The following is a 20,156-nucleotide window of genomic DNA, read 5'->3' on the forward strand; positions in this document are numbered from 1 at the left end:
ACGAAGGGCCGGGGGCGCAGCCTTCCGCTGCGGCACCCCGGCCCGTCTCACCTCGCCGGCTTCACCGGCATCGGCATGTCACTTCTTGCGGCGCCGCCCGCCCTTCTGGGCCTTCCGGCGCTCAGCACGCGTCAGGCCGTCGGACTCCGAGCGGGTCTGACCGCTCGGCACGGCGTCGTTGGTGAAGTCGCCCTCGACGACCCCGCCCTCGCCGTCCACCGTCGGCGCGGAGAAGTGCAGCCGGTCCGGGCGCTGCGGCGCGTCCAGGCCCTTGGCGTGGATCTCCGGCCGGCCGCCGGCCCCCGCCTGCGCCGGCACCGCGTCCTGGACCGCCGGGGCCTCTTCCGCCGCCTCCTGGACCGGGACCTCCTCGACCTGCTGCTCGACCTGGACCTCCAGGTTGAACAGGTAGCCGACGGACTCCTCCTTGATGCCCTCCATCATGGCGGTGAACATGTCGAAGCCCTCTCGCTGGTACTCCACCAGCGGGTCCTTCTGGGCCATCGCCCGCAGGCCGATGCCCTCCTGGAGGTAGTCCATCTCGTAGAGGTGCTCGCGCCACTTGCGGTCCAGGACCGACAGCACCACGCGGCGCTCCAGCTCGCGCATGATGTCCGAGCCGAGCTGCTCCTCGCGGGCCGCGTACTGCTCGTGGATGTCGTCCTTGATCGCCTCGGCGATGAACTCGGCGGTGATCCCGGCGCGGTCGCCGACCTCGTCCTCCAGCTCCTCCACGGTCACCTTGACCGGGTAGAGCTGCTTGAACGCGCCCCACAGCCGGTCCAGGTCCCACTCCTCGGCGAAGCCCTCGACCGTCTCCGCCTGGATGTAGGCGTCGATGGTGTCGTCCATGAAGTGCTTGATCTGCTCCTGGAGGTCCTCGCCCTCCAGGACGCGGCGGCGCTCGCCGTAGATGACCTCGCGCTGCCGGTTGAGCACCTCGTCGTACTTCAGGACGTTCTTCCGCGTCTCGAAGTTCTGCTGCTCGACCTGGGACTGCGCGGAGGCGATGGCGCGCGTCACCATCTTGTTCTCGATCGGCACGTCGTCGGGGACGTTGGCCATGGCCATCACGCGCTCGACCATCTGGGCCTTGAAGAGCCGCATCAGGTCGTCGCCGAGCGAGAGGTAGAACCGGGACTCGCCGGGGTCGCCCTGCCGGCCGGAACGACCGCGCAGCTGGTTGTCGATACGGCGCGACTCGTGCCGCTCGGTGCCGAGGACGTAGAGCCCGCCGAGCTCCTTGACCTCCTCGAACTCCGCCTTGACCGCGGCCTCGGCCTTCTCCAGGGCGGCGGGCAGCGCGGCCGCCCACTCCTCCACATGCTCCACCGGGTCCAGGCCCATGCCGCGCAGCTCGGTCTCGGCCAGGTCGTCCGGATTGCCGCCGAGCTTGATGTCCGTACCACGTCCGGCCATGTTCGTCGCGACCGTGACGGAGCCCTTGCGGCCGGCCTGGGCGACGATCGACGCCTCCCGGTCGTGCTGCTTGGCGTTGAGCACCTCGTGCCGCACGCCGCGCTTGTTGAGCTCCTGCGAGAGGTACTCGGACTTCTCGACGGAGGTCGTGCCGACCAGGATGGGCTGGCCCTGCGCGTGCTTCTCGGCGATGTCGTCGACGACCGCGGCGAACTTGGCGACCTCGGTGCGGTAGATCAGGTCCGCCTGGTCCTTGCGGATCATCGGCTTGTTCGTCGGGATGGGGACGACGCCGAGCTTGTAGATCTGGTGGAACTCGGCCGCCTCGGTCATGGCCGTACCGGTCATGCCGGAGAGCTTGTCGTAGAGGCGGAAGAAGTTCTGGAGGGTGATCGTGGCGAGGGTCTGGTTCTCGTCCTTGATCTCCACCCCTTCCTTCGCCTCGATCGCCTGGTGCATGCCCTCGTTGTAGCGGCGGCCGGCGAGGATACGGCCGGTGTGCTCGTCGACGATCATGACCTCGCCGTCGATGACGACGTAGTCCTTGTCCTTCTTGAACAGTTCCTTCGCCTTGATGGCGTTGTTCAGATAACCGACGAGCGGGGTGTTGACCGACTCGTAGAGGTTGTCGATGCCCAGCCAGTCCTCGACCTTGCTGACACCGGACTCGTGGATGCCGACCGTGCGCTTCTTCTCGTCGACGTCGTAGTCGCCGGTCTCCTCGATGCCGCGCTGCGGATTGGCGGCCTCGCCCTTCTTCAGGCGCTTGACCAGCTTGGCGAAGTCGCCGTACCACTTCGTCGCGGAGTCCGCCGGGCCGGAGATGATCAGCGGCGTACGGGCCTCGTCGACCAGGATGGAGTCGACCTCGTCGACGATCGCGAAGTTGTGGCCGCGCTGGACCAACTCGTCCTTCGACCACGCCATGTTGTCGCGGAGGTAGTCGAAGCCGAACTCGTTGTTCGTGCCGTAGGTGATGTCGCAGCCGTACTGCTCGCGGCGCTGCGCCGGCGTCATGTTCGCCAGGATGCAACCGACCGAGAGGCCCAGGAACTTGTGGACCCGGCCCATCATCTCGGAGTCGCGCTCGGCCAGGTAGTCGTTGACCGTGATCAGGTGGACGCCCTTGCCGGACAGCGCGTTCAGATACGCGGGCAGGGTGCCGACCAGGGTCTTGCCCTCACCGGTCTTCATCTCGGCGACGTACCCGAGGTGCAGCGCGGCGCCGCCCATGAGCTGGACGTCGTAGTGGCGCTGGCCGAGCACGCGCTTGGCGGCCTCACGGACGGTCGCGAACGCCTCGGGGAGCAGGTCGTCCAGGCTCTCGCCGTCGGCGAACCGCTCCTTGTACTCGTCGGTGAGGGCCCGCAGCTCGGCGTCGGAGAGTTTGACGAAGTCTTCTTCGATGGAGTTGACCTGGCCCGCGATGCGGTGCAGTTTGCGCAGGATCTTGCCTTCGCCTGCACGCATGATCTTCGTCAAGACGGACACTTGGGCTGGTCTCCTCGCCGGTCGGGCCTGTGCACGGTCGGTGCGCGGGCGCGGCATTTTTCCAAGGGGCAGGCCCCGCCGCAACGGCCATCGTAAGGGAGGACCCCGCTACGCAGGGAGGTCCGTCGCCCGAAGGCCCCTGTCCCTTCTCCACAACTTTCCACGGCTCGCTAGGACACTGTCGGTCACCTCTCCTCGTCCTCTCGCTACGACAACGCGCGAGGCCCGCGGAAGGTGCCGCCGCATGGCCGGAACATGTTCCTGCTCAGGCGACGCGAAAGCGGGACCGGGCGCGCCCGTGGCGCAGCGTAATTCCTTCGCCCCCGCCGCGGCCAATAAGCACACTGCTGCCATGGAACCCGTCACCCTCACCACCGAACGGCTCGTCCTGCGCCCCTTCCGCCCGGCCGACGCCGCGGCCGTGCACGCCGCCTGCCAGGACCCCGACATCCCGCGCTGGACGACGGTCCCCTCTCCGTACACGCGCGCGCATGCGGAGGACTTCGTCGGCCCCCATACCGACCGGGGCTGGCGCGAGGACACCACGTACACGTTCGCCGTGACGCTCAGGGAGGACGGCCGTCCGGCGGGTGACGGCACGCTGGTGGGCTCGGCGGGTCTGGTACGGATGACCCAGCTCGCCCCGCCCGAACGGCAGGCCGAGCTCGGCTACTGGTCCGTCAAGGAGCACCGCGGCCGCGGGTACACCGCCGAGGCGGCCCGCGCCATCGTGCGCTGGGCGTTCACCGACCTCGGGGTGGAGCGCATGGAGTGGTACGCGGAGGCCGGCAACGAGGCGTCCCGGGCGGTCGCCCTGAAGGCCGGTTTCCGCATGGAGGGCACGCTCCGCGCGAAGATCCTGCACGGGGGCACCCGCCGCGACGCCTGGGCCGCCTCCCTCCTCCCCTCCGACCTGGGCCTCCCTTCGGAGACGCCGTACCTGCCGTACGAGGGACGAGCCGCTGCACAGCGGCCCGCGGGGAACGGTTGATCGATTTTCCGGACCGTTGTCAGTGCCCGGACCTACGCTGATCCGCATGACAGCCGTGCCCGCAGCGCAGCCCGTGACCAGCCTGTCCGCCGATGAAGCGCGCCGCCTCGCGCTGCGTGCCCAAGGGTTCCTGGGCGCGCCCGACCGCCGCGCGGGCGTGCGCGGCGTGCTCCGCCGGCTCGGTGCCGTCCAGCTCGACACGATCTCCGTGCTGGCCCGCTCCCACGAGCTCATTCCGTACGCCCGCCTCGGCCCGGTCGGCCGCCCGGCCGTGGAGTCGGCGTACTGGACCCCGCGCGCGGACGCGAACGGCACCGCCCCGGCGCCCGATTCCCCGTACGAGCCGCACAGCTTCGAGTACTGGTCGCACGCCGCCTGCATCCTGCCGATCGAGGAGTGGCCGCACTTCGCGTTCCGGCGCCGGGCCATGCGGGCGCGCGGCCACCGCTGGCACATCATGCAGGACTCCGAACGCTCCTGCGCCGCTGTCCTGGACCGCCTCAAGGCCGACGGCCCGCTCACGACGACCCAGCTGGGCGGCGGGCGGAACGGCGGCGAATGGTGGGACTGGTCCGAGACGAAGATCGCGGTGGAGTGGCTGCTCGACACGGGCGAGGTGGTCTGTACGGAGCGCCGTGGCTGGAAGCGGGTGTACGACCTCGCCGAGCGCGCCGTCCCCGACGACCTGCTGCACGACGACCTGGACGACACCGAATGCGTCCGCCGCCTGGTCGCGCAGGCCGGCGCCGCCATGGGCGTGGCCACCCGGGCGGACCTGGCGGACTACCACCGCCTCAAGGGCGAGCAGGTCAGCGCGGTCATCGAGGACACGGGGTTGGTGCCGGTCGAGGTCGAGGGGTGGGGCAAGCCCGCCTGGGCCGACCCGGCCGCGCTGGCCGAGCCGCCGCGCGGCAGGCACCGCACCACGCTGCTCTCGCCGTTCGACTCACTGATCTGGGACCGCCCGCGCACGGAGCGGATCTTCGACTTCACGCACCGACTGGAGGCGTACGTCCCCAGGCCCCAGCGGATACACGGTTACTTCGCCATGCCCCTGCTCGCCGGCGGCAAGCTGATGGGCCGGGTCGACCCGGCCCGCGAGGGCACGGCACTGGTCGCCCGGCAGGTATCGATGCGGGGCCCCAAGGCCGTACGCCCCATGGCCCAGGCCCTGGTCGAGGCCGCCGCCTGGGTCGACTGCGACACCGTGCGCATCGACCGCTGCGACGACCCGTCCCTGCTCGCCGCACTCACGGCGGAGCTGTCCCAGCTCACGTGAGGCGTGTACGGGAGACCTGCCCGCTGACATCCGCTAGCCGGTGCTCGCCCGGCTAGCGGATCTCCAGGATCTTCTCGCGCATCGCGTACACGACCGCCTCCATCCGGGAGTGCAGCTGCAGCTTCTCCAGGATGTTGCGGACGTGGTTCTTCACGGTGTTCTCGGAGATGAACAGTTCCTTGGCGATGTCGCGGTTGTTCATTCCCGTGGCCACGAGCTTCAGCACTTCCAGCTCGCGGTCCGTGAGCCGCGGCGCCGGAACGAGCCGCCGCTCGTCCGTCCGCTGGATCATCGACTTGAACTCCGTGAGGAGCTTGGACGCCATGGAGGGGCTGATCTGCGACTGCCCGTCCGCGACCGCGCGAATGGCCGTGGCCACCTCGTCGGTGGAGATCTCCTTGAGGAGATACCCCGTGGCCCCCGCCTTGATCGCGTCGTAGAGGTCGGCCTCCTCGTCGCTGATCGTCAGCATGATGATCTTCGCGCTGGGGGCCACTTCCTTGATGGAGGTGCACGCCTCGATACCGCCCCGCCGGGGCATCCGGACGTCCATCAGCACGATGTCCGGCAGCAGATCCGCGGCCTTGTCCACGGCCTCCGCGCCGTCCCCGGCCTCGCCGACGACCTGGATGTCCTCTTCCTGGGCCAGCACGATCTCCAGGCCCCGCCGGAAGAGCGCATGGTCGTCCACCACCAGGACTCTGATCGGCTCCTTGCGGGACGCTGCCGCGTCCGAGCCGACCTCGTCGGCCGTGCCGACGCCGTCTTCGTCCGCTTCGTCGCGCACGGGCCCGAAGCTGTCCCCCATCGTTCCTCCCCGTCAACTACTCGGCCCGGAGGGCCTGAGCTTCCTCATAAGGCTGGTTGACAACAGCCCGCTACGGCCAGCCCGATCAGCGCCATACACACATCGTCTCCCCGGCATGTCGCCGCTTTGTGCCTGAACACCCTGGCCGCACAGACACTATACGGTCTCAACTCCTGCTCACAGCGGCCACAATGGCGCCCCCGGCGTGCGCCGGGGGCACCTCGGGAGTGGCGTCAGCCGCCGAGCGCCCCGCCGGCGTCGGTGGGCGTTCCGTCCGCGAACGGATCGGAGTTCAGACGGATGACGCCGTAGTCGTATGCGTGCCTCCGGTAGACCACGCTGGGCTGCTTGGTGTCGGCGTCGACGAAGAGATAGAAGTCGTGTCCGACCAACTCCATCTCGTAAAGCGCCTGGTCGAGGGCCATGGGCGCCGCGGAGTGGGTCTTCTCGCGGACGACCAGGGGTCCTTCGCCCTGGACCTCCAGCGACCCGATCCGGGTGGTCGGCACCTTCTCCTCGGCGGCCGCTTCCTCGCCGGCCAGTTCGCCGTTGGTGTTGAGCCGCGCCGCGTCCGGAACGCTGACGGCCACGTCGCTCGCCGGGATGCGTCCGCTACCGCGCCGTGAGTGTCGCTTGTCGTGCTGCTTACGGAGTCGCGCCTCGAGCTTGGCCGTGGCCAGATCCAGCGCGGCGTACGGGTCTGCGGCAGCCGCCTCGGCCCGGACCACCGGGCCACGGGAGCGGAGAGTGATCTCCACCCGATCGGAACGGTCGGCCTGTCGCGGGTTGGGCTCCTTGGACACCTCGACGTCCAGGCTGATCACCTTGCCGTCGAGCTTCTGGACCTTGTCCAGCTTCAGCTTCTCGGCCACGTGCTTGCGGAACCGCTCGGGCACCTCGGTCTTGCGGCCCTTGACGACGATGTCCACGCAGAACTCCGTTCCCGGATCGCTCCGCTCAGATGGGCGGAGCAATTCCTTCTTGCACCAGGCCCCGGTGATTGCCGAAGCCTCGGACTTGGCGACTTTCACCTCCTTCTCCCCCACGCACCAGGACTCCACTCCAGCCGTTTTCAGCATCTCTGCCGGCACTGCGAATCGCACCTATCCGGCATACGAGGCAAAACGTCTGCCAAGTCCTCACAACCGAACATAGCTCGCTTGGGGGGTTGTCGGCACCCCCTCACGGGGGTCAGCTCCGTTTGGGTGATTTTTTGCCCTCGGTACCTGCAACGATGAATTTTCTCGGTCAGTTCCAGTTGATTTCGAAAGCACCGGGCGAGGCCGCCACGACAGCCGCTCCCGCCACCCTCCCTCCTGCCGCTCTGACCGCCCGCGACGCCTCGGCCAGCGACGCTCCGGTCGTCATCAAGTCGTCCACCAGCACCACCCGTCCGCCGCGCAGCAGCCGGCCGGCACCGGCGAGCTCCAGCGCACCGGCGAGATTCAGCTGCCGCTGCCTCGCGCCGAGCCCCGCCTGATCGATCACCGCCCGCCGCTGCCGCAGCGCCGCCAGCACCCGTGCTCCGGTCCCGCCGCGCCGCAGCTCCCGCGCCGCCGCCAGCGCGATCCTGCGCACCGGGTCGTGCCCCCGCCCGGCCACGGCCCTCCTGGCGGACGGCACAGGTATCAGCAGCAACGGCCCCGGCCCGGCCCGCAGACCCCGCACAGCGCCCGCCAGCGCCCCGCCCAGCGGCACTGCCAGCGCCAGCGCGCCGCGCTCCTTGTGCGCGAGCAGCACTGCCCGTACCTCGTCGGCGTACGCGGCCGCTGCGTACACCCTCGGCAGGCCCGGCGGCGCCGGGCTCGGCCGCACCCGCCGCGGCCCACGCCGCCTCCCGGCCGCCTGCCCGCCCCCGGCGCACAGCGACCGCCTGCATTCCTCGCACAGCTCCGTCCGCGGCCGACCGCACCCCGCGCAGCCGACCGGCAGCACCAGCCCGGCGAATTCCCGCCACAACCCCCGCATGCCTCCACTGTCCCGCCCCCGCCGCCCGCCCACCACCCCTGTGGATAACTTCGGCGATGCGGCCTGCGGCAGCGTGGAAATAGGCCGCTTGACCTGCGGAAATGCGCTTTGGTGGGTACAGACGGGCCGGGTGATCGCCCCCCGGCTCGTCCCGGCACCCCGGCGCCCCCGCTCAGCCCGGGTAGACCGGCCCCGTGCCGCGTGTCGCCACCGTCTTCCAGTTCGCGTCGACCGGCAGCCGGACGATGCCCTCGTCCGCGTCCGCGATCAGCGGCCGGCTCTCGTCCTCCGAGGCCGCCACCGCCTCGACGCCGTTCACACCGGGCAGCGTCTGTGTGTTGGACGCCGAACCGTCCGTCTCCATGAACTGCATCTGCTGCACCCCACCGGACTCCCGGCCGACCACGACCAGCCGGCTGTCGCCCGCCCAGGAAGCGGCCACGACGTCCTCCAGCTGCGGCGCGATCGGGCGCAGCGCCTGTACGGACAGCTTGGGGTTCATCGCCGTACCGCCGCGTTCCACCCGGCCCAGCTGCAGGGTCGTGCGGCCCTTGTCCTCGATGAGCATCGCGATCCGGATGCCGTCGGACGCCACCCTGATGGCCTTGATGCGCCGCTTGCCGAGCCCGGCAACCTCAACTTCCTGCGGCTCGCCCTTGCCCGACCGCAGCCGCAGCAGCCGCGACCCGTCGTCGTCCCGGTCCGCGACCCACAGATCGCCCAGGCCGTCCCAGCTCGGCGCGGTCAGCCCGTCCGTCTCGTTCTTCGCCTTGCTGCGCAGCCGTACTTCGGCCCGCTTGGACATCTCGTCCAGGGCGGCGACGTATAGCGCGCGGCCGTTCAGCGAGACGCCGGCGGCGGTTTCCTCGCCATGGGCCACGCCCACCGAGCGCAGCGCGATCTTCCCCGTACCGAGCGGTCCCGGCACCGGGGTCGCGTCGGTCGCGGTGTCGGTCATGCTGACCACCCGGTGGTCACCGTCGACGTAGTACTCCAGCGCGGTGTGCCGTACCCGGGCCTGCTGGCCGAAACGGTCCGCCGCCTCTTCCTGCTTCAGTTTGCACAGCGAGTCGCCGCTGTCCTTCTGGAGCTCCACCTCGCTGACCTTCGAAGCGCGCGCCATGCCCTGCACCGTGAAGAGCACCTGGGCGGCCATCCGGCTGCACTGGTTGCCGTCCGCGCCGGTCGCCTCCTTGCTGAGCCGTACCCGCAACGCGTTGGAGTCGTCCAGTGTCAGCGTGGGCCGCGTGACGTGCGTGTCCTTCGGGAAGGCGGAAACCGCCACCTGTTGCAGCCAGTTGGTCGGCCCCTGCAGCAGCGCGTTCACGCTGGCCGTGACGGGATCTATCCGCTGCCGGAGATACACGGGGTCGGCGACGAGCACGTCCTTGCCCGCCCTCGCCTCCCCCGCCTCGGACTTGTAGGACGCGAAGTAGTACTTGTTGACAGGCTGATAGATGCGCTGGAAGTCCGGCAGCCCCAGCACCAGCCCGTTCGGCAGCCGGTCGATGCGCCACTGCCCGTTCTCCCGGGCCAGGTGCATCGTCTCCTGGTACGCCCTCTCCTGGGGCGTGTAGGCGTGCTTGCGGTCCACCGTGGCGACCTGCGTGCCCTCGAGCGTGACGGTGTAGCCCTTGGCGTCTTCGCGGTTGGCCGGGCTGCCCTCCGGGGTGGCCTTGGGGCGCTCCTGGAGGACCTTGGTGGTCGCAAACGGCTGCCAGGTCTTACGGGCGGGCGCCGCCAGATACTGCTTGGCCGTACGGAGGTTGGCCTCGTCGCTGGTCAGCGCGTCGAGGAAGCCGCGCACGATGTCGGTCGGCTGCGCCCCGTCCTGCGGCGGCACGCCGTAGACCCGCACCTGCGAGTCGGCGTCCGCGCGGGACGCCTGGTCGACCGGCAGCGATTCACCGTCGTCGGGCATCGACGCGCACCCGGCCAGCAGCATCGCCCCGGTGGCGAGCACCGCGACGGTACGGAGACGACGGCCCCCGGGTCGCCTTCCGGCGCGGCCGCGCCCGCGACCGCGATCAGCGCCGATCACGAAGCTCGTCCTCCCGTCCCTCGCCGTCCCGGGCTTCACCCGTACGGGTATGCGCGTCCGTGCTGTCACCGGCCGGCGTCTCCTTGGGCGCCGCCCCGTTCGACCCCGCCCCGTTGTGCGCAGCACCGCCGTACACGGTGCCACTGTGCACGGTGCCGCTGTGCCCCGCCCCGTTGTGCGCGGGGCCTTCGTGCGACGCCTCTCCGTTGTTGCCTGCCGCACCGTTCGTACCCGGGTGCGGCGCGGCCTCTGTAGCGCCGTTCCCGGACTGGGCCGGGACCGTGAGCACGGGCTTGCGTGCCTCGATGGCGCGGTGCCCGGCCGCGCGGCTACGGGCACGGTTGCGCCGCGAGTCCTCCGGCTCCAGGGGGATCGGCGAGCCGCGCAGCGCCTCGCCCGCCGTACGCGGCAGCGTCAGCCGGAACTGGGAACCGCCGCCCGGCTCGCCCCACGCCTGCAGCCAGCCGCCGTGCAGCCGGGCGTCCTCGACCGCGATCGACAGGCCGAGGCCCGTGCCGCCGGTCGTGCGGGCCCGGGCCGGGTCGGCACGCCAGAACCGGTTGAAGACCCGCGTCGCCTCGCCGGGCCGCAGCCCGACACCGTAGTCGCGTACCGCGATGGCCACCGCGCCGCCGCTCCGGCCGCCCGCGGAGGCCAGACGTACGACGACGTCCCGGCCCTCGCCGTGCTCGACCGCGTTGACCACCAGGTTGCGCAGCACCCGCTCCACACGCCGGGCGTCCGCCTCGGCGACCACCGGGTACTCGGCGCCGCGCACGACGATGCGGCTGCCCTTGGCTTCGGCCAGCGGCTCGGCGCCCTCGATGACCCGGTGAACGACGTCCCGCAGGTCTATCGGCTCGGCTTCCAGCGCGGCCGCCCCCGCGTCGAACCGGCTGATCTCCAGCAGGTCCGCCAGCAGCGACTCGAACCGGTCCAGCTGCCCGCGCAGCAGCTCGGCCGAGCGCGCGGTCGCCGGATCGAAGTCCTCGCGCGCGTCGTGGATGAGGTCGGCGGCCATCCGTACGGTCGTCAGCGGCGTCCGCAGCTCGTGCGACACATCGGACACGAAGCGGCGCTGCATCCGGGAGAGCGCCTCCAGCTGCTGGATCTTGCTCTGCAGGTTCTGCGCCATCTTGTTGAACGATTCACCGAGCCGGGCGATGTCGTCCTCGCCGGTGACCTTCATTCGCTCCTGCAGCAGGCCGGCGGCCAGCCGCTCGGAGATCCCCGCCGCCATCCGTACGGGGGTGACGACCTGCCGCACCACCAGCCACGCGATCGCGCCGAGCAGCACCACGACGAAGACCCCGGCCGTGGCGAGGGTGCCCTTCACGAGGCTGAGCGACTTCTCTTCCTGGCTGAAGGAGAACAGGTAGTAGAGCTGGTACGGATTGCTGTTGACGTCGTCCAGCCGCTTGCCGATGACCAGCGCGGGCTCGCCCTCGTCCGACCCGACCCGCTTGATCTGGGTGTACTCGCGGTACGTACCCGCCTTCTTGTCCAGCTTCCGGCGCATCTCCGCCGGCACGCTCCGCTCCGGGTCCACGTCACCCGAAGCACGCGGACCGCGGATGCCGGGGCTGTCGTCCACGAACGGCTGCTCGACAGCCGAGTCCGAGCTCAGCGCGACCACCGAGAACACGCCCTGGCCGCCGCTGGCGAGCTGCTCGACCAGGCTGGTGAGCCAGGTCGCGGAGTCCTGCGCGCCGCGGTTACCGGGGCGCTGAGTGTCGTCCCCGCGGATGTCACCGGCGCCGTCGGCCATCTGCTGCGCCACGGCGAAGCCGCCGGCGGCCTGGCTCTGCGCGGCCTGCCGCTTGGCGTCCAGCAGGCCGTTGCGCACCTGCCCGATGACCACGAGGCCGAGCAGCAGCACCACACCCAGCGACATCAGCAGGGTCGTCGCGACGACCCGCAGTTGGATGTTGCGCCGCCACAGACGCATGGCGGGCAGCAGCGGCCGGCGCACCCAGCGGCCGATGAGGCGCAGCATGGGGTGGACCGGCCCGCTGGCCGCCCCGTCGGGCAGCAGCTGCTGCCCGCCTCGCACGAAGCGCTCGAAGAAGGACATGTCATCCGCCGCGTCAGCGGCCCGCCCCCGCGTCCCCTCCGGAGCCGAACCGTCCCGGGTCATGTCAGCTGGGCCCGGCCTTGTAACCGACGCCACGCACCGTCACCACGATCTCCGGCCGCTCCGGGTCCTTCTCGACCTTCGAGCGCAGCCGCTGCACGTGGACGTTGACCAGCCGGGTGTCCGCGGCATGGCGGTACCCCCAGACCTGCTCCAGCAGCACCTCGCGGGTGAAGACCTGCCACGGCTTGCGCGCCAGCGCGACCAGCAGGTCGAACTCCAGCGGCGTCAGCGCTATCGACTGCCCGTCCCGCTTCACGGAGTGCCCCGCCACGTCGATGACCAGGTCACCGATGGCCAGCTGCTCCGGCGCGGGCTCCTCGGACCGGCGCAGCCGCGCCCGGATCCGTGCCACCAGCTCCTTGGGCTTGAACGGCTTGACGATGTAATCGTCCGCACCCGACTCCAGACCGACCACCACATCAACGGTGTCGCTCTTGGCCGTGAGCATCACGATCGGCACCCCGGACTCCGCCCGGATCAGCCGGCACACCTCGATGCCGTCCCGTCCGGGCAGCATGAGGTCGAGCAGTACAAGGTCGGGCTTGGCCTCGCGGAACGCGGCGAGCGCCTTGTCGCCGTCCGACACGAACGACGGTTCAAAGCCTTCGCCGCGCAGCACGATGCCGAGCATCTCTGCCAGTGCGGTGTCGTCGTCGACGACCAGGACGCGTCCCTTCATTCGGCCATCATCCCATTACCTGATCGTGACTTAGCGAATCGTGACGTGGAACACACTTCCGCCAGGCTGTCACGAGTGACCGGGGAGACCACACCGGCCTCGGTCACGATCGCGGTCACCAGCTCCGCCGGGGTGACGTCGAAGGCCGGGTTGTAAGCCTGCGCGCCCAGCGGCGCCACCGGAACCCCGACGCCCGCGTCCGTCCCCGCGGCGAGTACATGCGGCAGGGAGATTTCGGTCACTTCGTGCCCGGCCCGCTGCTCCACCTCGATCAACGCACCCTCCTCGGTCTCCGGATCCAGCGTTGTCGTGGGGGCGACCACCACGAACGGCACGTGGTGATAGCGCGCCAGCACGGCCAGCGGATAGCTGCCCACCTTGTTGGCGACCGCGCCGTCCGCCGCGATCCGGTCCGCGCCGATCAGTACGGCATCCACCTCGCCCGCCGCGAAGAGCGACCCCGCCGCCCCGTCGGGCAGCACTGTGTACGCCATGCCCGCCCGCGCCGCTTCGTACGCGGTCAGCCGCGCACCCTGCAGCAGCGGCCGGGTCTCGTCCACCCACAGGCGTCGCAGCTCTCCCTCACGGTGCGCCGCCAGCGCCACCGCGAAGGCGGTGCCCTCGCCCCCGGAGACCAGCGCTCCCGTGTTGCAGTGCGTGAGGATGCGGTGACCGCCGCCCGGCAGCAGCTCACCGAGCAGCGCCAGCCCGTGCTCCGCCATCCGCGTGCTGGCCCGCGCATCCTCGGCGTGTACCGCCCTGGCCTCTGCCAGCGCGGCCCCCGCGGCCTCCTCGGGCGACTGCCCCGCGACCAGCGCCGCGTCGTACGCCACCACCGCGCGCCGCACGCCGTACACGAGGTTGACGGCAGTCGGCCGGGCATACGCCAGGCTCTCCGCGGCATCAGCCACGTCGAACCCGCGGGCGGCCGCCAGCGCGACGCCGTACGCCCCGGCGATCCCCAGCAGCGGAGCACCCCGCACCGCCAGCGTCCGGATCGCCTCGACCAGAGCCGGTACGTCCGTGCACACCAACTCGGTTTCTTCCATGGGCAATCGTGTCTGGTCCAGCAGGACCACCACCGGCCCTTCGGGCATCTCCTCCCAGCGCAGCGCAGGGACTGCGGGTGCCGCGGCGCCCGCCTGACGTACTCCGTACGGATCGGCCATCCGCCCAGTCTGCCGTCAGCGACGGGCCGAACATAAGGTCCCCCCTCGGGACCCGGACAGACTTCCGGACCCGGACAGCGCTCGGGACCGGGACAGCCGCCGGGACAACCAGAACAGCTCCGGCCGGTACCGGAACATCGCTTCCTGACAAGGGGGCCGGTACGAAACCGGACCTGCCATGGCACGATGACTGGCACCGCGGACCCCGGAACCCGACCGCCGCCGCGGACGGGCAGTGTGAAGGAGTGACGATGAACAACTCTCCGGGCTGGGCCTCGCCCGGATCCTCCCCCTCCGACGAGCCGGACCGCGGCCCCCAGGAGCAGCCCACCCCGCCCGAGCAGCCCACCGACACCCAGCCCACGGACACGCAGCCGGCGGGCACGGACGCCCCGGCAACCGAGCAGGGAACGGCTGATCAGCAGCCGACGCCCACACCTCAGCAGACCGCCGATCAGCAGCCCTCGCCCGCATCGGAGCAGACGGCGGGTCAGCCGCCCTCCGCCCAGTGGGCCAAGGAGCAGCCGCCGGCCGGTCAGTGGTCCGCGCCGAGCGGCGTAGCACCGACCGGAGCGCCGACCGGAGGTGCGCCGGGCAGCGGCCCCGACGGCGGCGGCCCCGGCTGGAACCCGCCGGCCGGCCCTCCCGGCGGTGGGCCCGGCTGGGGCGGGCAGCCCGGCGGCCCTGGCGGTAATTGGGGCGGCAGCAGGCCCGGTTGGGGCGGCGCATGGTCCCCGCCGCCTCCGGCGGCCAAGCCCGGCGTCATCCCGCTGCGTCCGCTCGGCGTCAACGAGATCCTCGACGGCGCCGTGGCCACGATGCGAGCGCACTGGCACACCATGATGGGCATCTCGCTCATCGTCGCGGTGATCACACAGACCGTCGCCACGGTCGTGACGGGCGTGTGGTTCCGGGGCGCCGACAACATGACCCTCGGGACCGACCCGAGCGCGGACGTCGACGAGGTCATGCGTCAGGCCGGCGGCCAGCTCGCCGCCAGCGGCATCACCTGGTTCATCGCCATGCTCGGCACGGTGATCGTCACCGCGCTGATCACCATCGTCGTCAGCCGTGCCGTCCTGGGCCGCTCGGTCTCCGCCGGTGAGGCATGGCGTGACTCGCGCCGCCAACTCCCCCGCCTCTTCGGCCTGCTCATCCTGCTCCCGCTCCTCATCGCGGCCGTCATCACCGTCGGCCTGGTGCCCGGCATCCTCGTCGCCGTGCTCGGTTCGGCACCGGCCGGTGTGGCGCTCGCGCTGCTCGGCGGGCTCGCCGGCCTGGTCGCCGGTGTCTGGCTGTGGATCCGCTACTGCCTCGCCGCCCCGGCTCTGATGCTCGAGAAGCAGGGCGTCATCACGTCCATGCGCCGCTCCGCCAAGCTCGTACGCGGCGCCTGGTGGCGCGTGCTGGGCATCCAGCTGCTCACCGTACTGATCGTGATGATCGTGGAGTTCGTCGTCCAGATCCCGGCCACCGTAATCGCCTTCCTGCTCGGCGGGGAGGGCGCCACGAGCTGGATGACCGGCAATGCCACCACCAGCTGGACCTTCCTGATCGTGGTCGGCATCGGCGCCGTGATCAGCTCGACCGTCACCTTCCCGATCAGCGCCGGCGTCACCGCGCTGCTGTACATGGACCAGCGGATCCGGCGCGAGGCCCTCGACCTCGAACTGGCGCGCGCGGCCGGGCTCCCCGGCTACGGCACCGACGAGGCCCCCGCCCCCGGCGCCACACCCGGGAGCTGATGCGGTGCCGGCCGGGGGGAGAGTCGCCGTGCTCGCGCAACACCTCGCGGGCACCGGCGACGACGTGCCCGTACAGATCCCGCGCGGCCCTGCCCGCGAGGCGGCGGAACGCGAACTGTCCAAGCCGCGGTACCACGAGTACGACCCCAACCCGCTCCAGCGCGCCCTCAATTGGCTCTGGGAGCGCATCGACGACCTCTTCAGCGCGGCCGCCGGAGTCGCTCCCGGCGGCTGGGTCGGACTTCTCGTCGTCGCCCTCGTGTTACTGCTGCTGATCGTCGCCCTCCGGCTGCGGCTCGGCGCACTGCGCCGCACGCCCACCACCACCGCCGCGCTCTTCCCCGACCGGCCCCGCACCGCCGCCGAGCACCGTACGGCCGCGGAAGCGCACGCCGCCCGCAGCGAGTGGACGCCCGCCGCCCAGGAACGGATGCGTGCACTCGTCCTGGCCCTGGAGGAACGCGCGCTGCTCACACCGGCACCGGGACGCACCGCCGACGAGGCGGCCACCGAGGCCGGCCGCGCCTTCCCGGCCCACGCCGACCGACTGCGCGCCGCCGCCCGGACCTTCGACGGCATCACATACGGCCGCCGCCCCGGCACCGCCGAGGAGTACGCCCTGCTCAGCGCCCTGGACACCGACCTGAGCCAGGCGAAGCCCGACCTCACCACCGCCCGTCCCGGGGCCGCCGGATGACCGCTCCGACCGCGTACTCCACCTCCGTGTCGCCCACCGCCGCCAGGATCTGGGCGCGCTCCCGAGGCCTGCTGATCGCGCTCCTCATCCTCGCCCTGGGCGGCATCACCATCGCCGCACTGAAGTCCGGCGAACAGCACGGCCGTCTCGACCCACGCTCCGCCGACCACACCGGCAGCCGCGCCCTCGCCACCCTGCTGTCCGAACGGGGCGTCAGCACCCGCGTCGTGACCAGCACCGGCGAAGCCGCCGCCGCGGCAGGCCCTGACACCACCCTGCTGATCACCGACCCGAACCTGCTGACCGACCGACAGCTCGGCGCCCTGCGTGCGGCCACCGAACGCGCCGCCGGCCGCACCGTCCTCCTCGCCCCCGACCAAGCGGCGCTCGACGCACTGGCCCCCGGCACCCGGGCCGCGGACCCCGCCGACACCACCGTGCGCGCGCCGGACTGCACCCTGCCCGCAGCCCGCCGCGCCGGCGACGCCGACCTCGGCGGGGTCCGCTACCGCACCTCCGCGCCCAATGCCGACCGCTGCTACCTCGCCGACGGCCTGCCCACCCTGCTCCGCCTCCCGGACAACGCGGCGGGCGGCACCGGTCCGGCTGCCGGCGACACCGTGCTGCTCGGCGCCCCCGGACTGCTCCACAACCACGGCCTTGCCGAACGGGGCAACGCCTCGCTCGCCCTGCAACTCCTCGGTTCGCACCGTCATCTGGTCTGGTACCTCCCCTCCGTCAGTGATCCCGCGACCGCCCAGAACGGCGAGCGCTCCTTCCTCGACCTCATCCCCTCCGGCTGGCGCTGGGGACTGCTGCAGCTGGCCATCGCCGCCGTACTCACCGCCCTCTGGCGAGCCCGCCGGCTCGGCCCCCTCGTCCCCGAACGGCTGCCCGTCACCGTGCCCGCAGCCGAGACGACCGAGGGCCGCGCCCGCCTCTACCAGCAGGCCGACGCCCGCGACCAGGCCGCCGCCGTCCTGCGCTCCGCCACCCGCACCCGGCTGGCTCCCCTCGTCGGTGTGCCTCCCTCCGATGTGCACACTGCGGACGTCCTCGTCCCGGCCGTCACCGCCCGCCTCACCGCGCGCGGCGAATCCGGTACGACCCTGCACGCCCTGCTCTTCGGCCCCGCGCCCGACGACGACAAGGCCCTGGTCCAGCTGGCCGACCAACTCGACGACCTCGAACGCTCGATCCTTCTCCAAGAGAGGCACGCACCTCGTGAGCACCCCGACAGCTGACCGCGCCCGCGCTTCCCTCGAGGCCCTGCGCACCGAGATCGCCAAGGCAGTCGTCGGCCAGGACCCCGCAGTCACCGGCCTGGTCGTCGCGCTGCTCTGCCGAGGCCACGTCCTGCTCGAAGGCGTACCCGGCGTCGCCAAGACCCTGCTCGTCCGCTCTCTCGCGGCAGCACTCGACCTGGGTACGAAGCGCGTCCAGTTCACCCCTGACCTGATGCCGAGCGACGTCACCGGCTCACTCATCTACGACGCGCGCACCGCCGAGTTCTCGTTCCAGCCGGGCCCCGTCTTCACCAACATCCTGCTCGCCGACGAGATCAACCGGACTCCGCCCAAGACACAGGCATCCCTCCTCGAAGCCATGGAGGAGCGCCAGGTGACCGTGGACGGAACGCCCCGGCCCCTCCCCGAGCCGTTCCTGGTCGCCGCCACCCAGAACCCGGTGGAGTACGAGGGCACCTATCCGCTGCCCGAGGCCCAGCTCGACCGCTTCCTGCTCAAGCTGACGGTCCCGCTGCCCGCCCGCCAGGACGAGATCGGCATCCTCACCCGGCATGCCGAGGGCTTCAGCCCCCGCGATCTCGCCTCCGCTGGGCTACGCCCCGTCGCCGGCGCCGCCGACCTCGAGGCCGCCCGGACCGCCGTAGCCAAGACCGCGGTGTCCCCCGACATCGCCGCCTACATCGTCGATATCTGCCGTGCCACGCGTGAATCCCCCTCGCTCTCCCTCGGCGTTTCCCCCCGAGGTGCCACTGCACTGCTGTCCACGGCCCGCGCCTGGGCCTGGCTGACCGGCCGCGACTACGTCACCCCCGACGACGTCAAGGCCCTGGCCCTGCCCACCCTGCGCCACCGCGTCCAGCTCCGCCCCGAGGCGGAGATGGAAGGAGTCACGGCCGACTCCGTCATCTCCGCGGTCCTCGCCCACCTCCCCGTCCCCCGCTGAGCCGCGCCATGGCCCTCACCGGACGCACCGCACTCCTCGCGGCGATCAGCGCCCTCCTCGTCGGGCTCCTTCTCCCCGGCTGGACCGGCATCCTCACCGTCCAACTCACCTTGCTTGCAGCAATTCTGTGCGACCTTTCACTCGCCACGCCAGTGCGAAAGCTGCAGTTCACCCGTACCGGGGACACATCAGTTCGACTCGGTGACGCTGTCCCCACGCACCTCACCATCACCAATCCCACCGGGCGACCCTTGCGTGCCGACCTCCGCGACGCCTGGCCGCCCAGCGCCTTCCACCCCGGCACCGAGCTCGACGAATCCCGGCACCGCCTCCGCATCCCCGCGTCCGAGCGCCGCCGCGTCACCACGAACCTGCGCCCCACCCGCCGCGGCGAGCACCGCGCCGTCCGCATCACCGTCCGCTCGTACGGGCCCCTCGGCCTGGCCGCCCGCCAGGGCAGCCACCACGTCCCTTGGGCCATCCGCGCGCTGCCCCCGTTCACCAGCCGCAAGCACCTCCCCGCCAAGCTCGCCCGCCTGCGCGAGCTCGACGGCCGGACCAGCATCCTGACCCGCGGCGAAGGCACCGAGTTCGACAGCCTCCGCGACTACACCCCCGGAGACGACACCCGCTCCATCGACTGGCGCGCCACCGCTCGCCAGCAGACCGTCGCCGTACGCACCTGGCGCCCGGAGCGCGACCGCCACATCCTCCTCGCCCTGGAAACCGGCCGTACGTCGGCCGGCCGCGTCGGGGACGTTCCCCGCCTCGACGCCTCGATGGACGCGGCCCTGCTTCTCGCAGCGCTGGCCTCGCGCGCCGGCGACCGCGTCGATCTGCTCGCCTACGACCGCCGCGTACGCGCCTCCGTGCACGGCCGTACCGCGCGCGACCTCCTCCCCGCACTCACCGACGCGCTGACCCCACTCGAACCGGAGCTCGTCGAAGCCGACGCCCGGGGCCTGGCCGCGGCGATCCGCCGCAGCGCGCCGCGCCGCTCCCTCATCGTGCTGTTCACCGGCCTCGATGCCGCACCGGTCGAGGAGGGGCTGCTCCCCGTCCTCCCCGGGCTCACGCAGAAAAACGAGATCATCGTGGCCGCGGTGGCCGACCCACGCATCGAGGCCATGGCCGCCGGCCGCCACACCCCGGCCGATGTCTATGCCGCAGCTGCCGCGGAGCGCACCCGCGCCGAACGGCAACGCACCGCCGACCGTCTCCGCGCCCACGGTGTCACCGTCGTTGACGCCACGCCGCCCCTCCTGGCTCCGGAACTGGCCGATGCCTACCTGGCTCTCAAGGCTTCCGGAAGGCTCTGAGCGGGCGGCTCAGCGGATCGGCCAAGAGGGCAGTGAAGGGCGACGCCACTGGCGCCGTACTGCCGTACTGGTGCCCTTGGCATGGGCGAGACCCTAAACGCCGGGCCGTAAACGCAGAAAAGCTCCGCACCATACGGTGCGGGGCTTTCCCACAATGATTGTTCGGCGGCGTCCTACTCTCCCACAGGGTCCCCCCTGCAGTACCATCGGCGCTGAAAGGCTT

At 71.4% G+C, this 20,156-nt stretch carries 15 protein-coding genes; 7 read left to right on the forward strand and 8 right to left on the reverse strand.

Going from position 1 to position 20,156, the window contains the following annotated elements; genetic code table 11:
* Positions 1 to 78: 78 nt before the first annotated feature.
* Positions 79 to 2,910, reverse strand: a complete 2,832-nt coding sequence (secA, locus tag IF04_RS0103240) for a preprotein translocase subunit SecA (RefSeq protein WP_030250450.1) — start codon at positions 2,908 to 2,910, stop codon at positions 79 to 81.
* 352 nt (positions 2,911 to 3,262) lie between these two features.
* Between secA and IF04_RS0103245 the strand changes: the two genes are divergently transcribed.
* Together IF04_RS0103245 and IF04_RS0103250 are read left to right on the forward strand one after the other, a co-directional pair.
* Entirely contained in the window at positions 3,263 to 3,901 is a 639-nt protein-coding gene (locus IF04_RS0103245; RefSeq protein ID WP_037957996.1) for a GNAT family N-acetyltransferase, read from the forward strand.
* 46 nt (positions 3,902 to 3,947) lie between these two features.
* Complete coding sequence (locus IF04_RS0103250; protein ID WP_030250456.1) at positions 3,948 to 5,180, forward strand: winged helix-turn-helix domain-containing protein; 1,233 nt, start codon at positions 3,948 to 3,950, stop codon at positions 5,178 to 5,180.
* A 52-nt stretch (positions 5,181 to 5,232) separates the two neighbouring features.
* On the opposite strand, the gene IF04_RS0103255 is transcribed toward IF04_RS0103250, so the two are convergent.
* The 7 genes from IF04_RS0103255 to mtnA form a co-directional block, all read right to left on the reverse strand.
* On the reverse strand, positions 5,233 to 5,988 hold the full coding sequence (locus IF04_RS0103255; RefSeq protein WP_030250460.1) for a response regulator: 756 nt from the start codon (positions 5,986 to 5,988) through the stop codon (positions 5,233 to 5,235).
* A 233-nt stretch (positions 5,989 to 6,221) separates the two neighbouring features.
* Positions 6,222 to 6,917 (reverse strand): ribosome hibernation-promoting factor, HPF/YfiA family, encoded by a 696-nt coding sequence (gene hpf, locus IF04_RS0103260; RefSeq protein ID WP_030250463.1) that lies wholly within the window; start codon positions 6,915 to 6,917, stop codon positions 6,222 to 6,224.
* Between the two features lie 319 nt (positions 6,918 to 7,236).
* Positions 7,237 to 7,956 (reverse strand): ComF family protein, encoded by a 720-nt coding sequence (locus IF04_RS0103265; RefSeq protein ID WP_078599745.1) that lies wholly within the window; start codon positions 7,954 to 7,956, stop codon positions 7,237 to 7,239.
* 172 nt (positions 7,957 to 8,128) lie between these two features.
* Positions 8,129 to 9,901, reverse strand: a complete 1,773-nt coding sequence (locus IF04_RS0103270) for an LpqB family beta-propeller domain-containing protein (RefSeq protein ID WP_078599790.1) — start codon at positions 9,899 to 9,901, stop codon at positions 8,129 to 8,131.
* Positions 9,902 to 9,983: 82 nt separating this feature from the next.
* Positions 9,984 to 12,071, reverse strand: a complete 2,088-nt coding sequence (gene mtrB, locus IF04_RS0103275; RefSeq protein ID WP_106975516.1) for an MtrAB system histidine kinase MtrB — start codon at positions 12,069 to 12,071, stop codon at positions 9,984 to 9,986.
* 64 nt (positions 12,072 to 12,135) lie between these two features.
* Entirely contained in the window at positions 12,136 to 12,813 is a 678-nt protein-coding gene (gene mtrA, locus IF04_RS0103280; RefSeq protein WP_030250475.1) for a two-component system response regulator MtrA, read from the reverse strand.
* The gene (gene mtnA, locus IF04_RS0103285; protein ID WP_030250478.1) at positions 12,810 to 13,982 is read right to left on the reverse strand and encodes an S-methyl-5-thioribose-1-phosphate isomerase; all 1,173 of its coding nucleotides are present in this window, start codon (positions 13,980 to 13,982) and stop codon (positions 12,810 to 12,812) included. The genes mtrA and mtnA overlap by 4 nt, the downstream gene beginning before the upstream one ends.
* A 251-nt stretch (positions 13,983 to 14,233) precedes the next feature.
* Between mtnA and IF04_RS0103290 the strand changes: the two genes are divergently transcribed.
* From IF04_RS0103290 to IF04_RS0103310, 5 genes are read left to right on the forward strand one after another with little or no spacing between them, the layout of a single operon-like run.
* Positions 14,234 to 15,727 carry a DUF7847 domain-containing protein gene (locus IF04_RS0103290; RefSeq protein WP_030250481.1) on the forward strand — a complete coding sequence of 498 codons (1,494 nt, stop codon included), beginning with the start codon at positions 14,234 to 14,236 and terminating at the stop codon, positions 15,725 to 15,727.
* A gap of 28 nt (positions 15,728 to 15,755) precedes the next feature.
* Positions 15,756 to 16,424 carry a DUF4129 domain-containing protein gene (locus IF04_RS0103295; RefSeq protein ID WP_037957999.1) on the forward strand — a complete coding sequence of 223 codons (669 nt, stop codon included), beginning with the start codon at positions 15,756 to 15,758 and terminating at the stop codon, positions 16,422 to 16,424.
* Complete coding sequence (locus tag IF04_RS0103300; RefSeq protein ID WP_030250487.1) at positions 16,421 to 17,668, forward strand: DUF4350 domain-containing protein; 1,248 nt, start codon at positions 16,421 to 16,423, stop codon at positions 17,666 to 17,668. The genes IF04_RS0103295 and IF04_RS0103300 overlap by 4 nt, the downstream gene beginning before the upstream one ends.
* The gene (locus tag IF04_RS0103305) at positions 17,649 to 18,614 is read left to right on the forward strand and encodes an AAA family ATPase (RefSeq protein WP_030250490.1); all 966 of its coding nucleotides are present in this window, start codon (positions 17,649 to 17,651) and stop codon (positions 18,612 to 18,614) included. The genes IF04_RS0103300 and IF04_RS0103305 overlap by 20 nt, the downstream gene beginning before the upstream one ends.
* A gap of 8 nt (positions 18,615 to 18,622) precedes the next feature.
* Positions 18,623 to 19,933, forward strand: a complete 1,311-nt coding sequence (locus tag IF04_RS0103310) for a DUF58 domain-containing protein (RefSeq protein ID WP_030250494.1) — start codon at positions 18,623 to 18,625, stop codon at positions 19,931 to 19,933.
* Positions 19,934 to 20,156 lie beyond the last annotated feature (223 nt).

This window comes from Streptomyces violens, from assembly GCF_000717745.1.
GTDB classification, from domain to species: Bacteria; Actinomycetota; Actinomycetes; order Streptomycetales; family Streptomycetaceae; genus Streptomyces; species Streptomyces violens.

Excerpts from the sequence above, each read along its gene's own strand:
- mtnA (WP_030250478.1), bottom strand. The coding sequence starts at position 13,982 with ATGGCCGATCCGTACGGAGTACGTCAGGCGGGCGCCGCGGCACCCGCA.
- mtrA (WP_030250475.1), bottom strand. The coding sequence starts at position 12,813 with ATGAAGGGACGCGTCCTGGTCGTCGACGACGACACCGCACTGGCAGAG.
- IF04_RS0103290 (WP_030250481.1), top strand. The coding sequence starts at position 14,234 with ATGAACAACTCTCCGGGCTGGGCCTCGCCCGGATCCTCCCCCTCCGAC.
- mtrB (WP_106975516.1), bottom strand. The coding sequence starts at position 12,071 with ATGTCCTTCTTCGAGCGCTTCGTGCGAGGCGGGCAGCAGCTGCTGCCC.
- IF04_RS0103250 (WP_030250456.1), top strand. The coding sequence starts at position 3,948 with ATGACAGCCGTGCCCGCAGCGCAGCCCGTGACCAGCCTGTCCGCCGAT.
- IF04_RS0103270 (WP_078599790.1), bottom strand. The coding sequence starts at position 9,901 with ATGCTGCTGGCCGGGTGCGCGTCGATGCCCGACGACGGTGAATCGCTG.
- IF04_RS0103245 (WP_037957996.1), top strand. The coding sequence starts at position 3,263 with ATGGAACCCGTCACCCTCACCACCGAACGGCTCGTCCTGCGCCCCTTC.
- IF04_RS0103300 (WP_030250487.1), top strand. The coding sequence starts at position 16,421 with ATGACCGCTCCGACCGCGTACTCCACCTCCGTGTCGCCCACCGCCGCC.
- IF04_RS0103255 (WP_030250460.1), bottom strand. The coding sequence starts at position 5,988 with ATGGGGGACAGCTTCGGGCCCGTGCGCGACGAAGCGGACGAAGACGGC.
- IF04_RS0103265 (WP_078599745.1), bottom strand. The coding sequence starts at position 7,956 with ATGCGGGGGTTGTGGCGGGAATTCGCCGGGCTGGTGCTGCCGGTCGGC.
- IF04_RS0103310 (WP_030250494.1), top strand. The coding sequence starts at position 18,623 with ATGGCCCTCACCGGACGCACCGCACTCCTCGCGGCGATCAGCGCCCTC.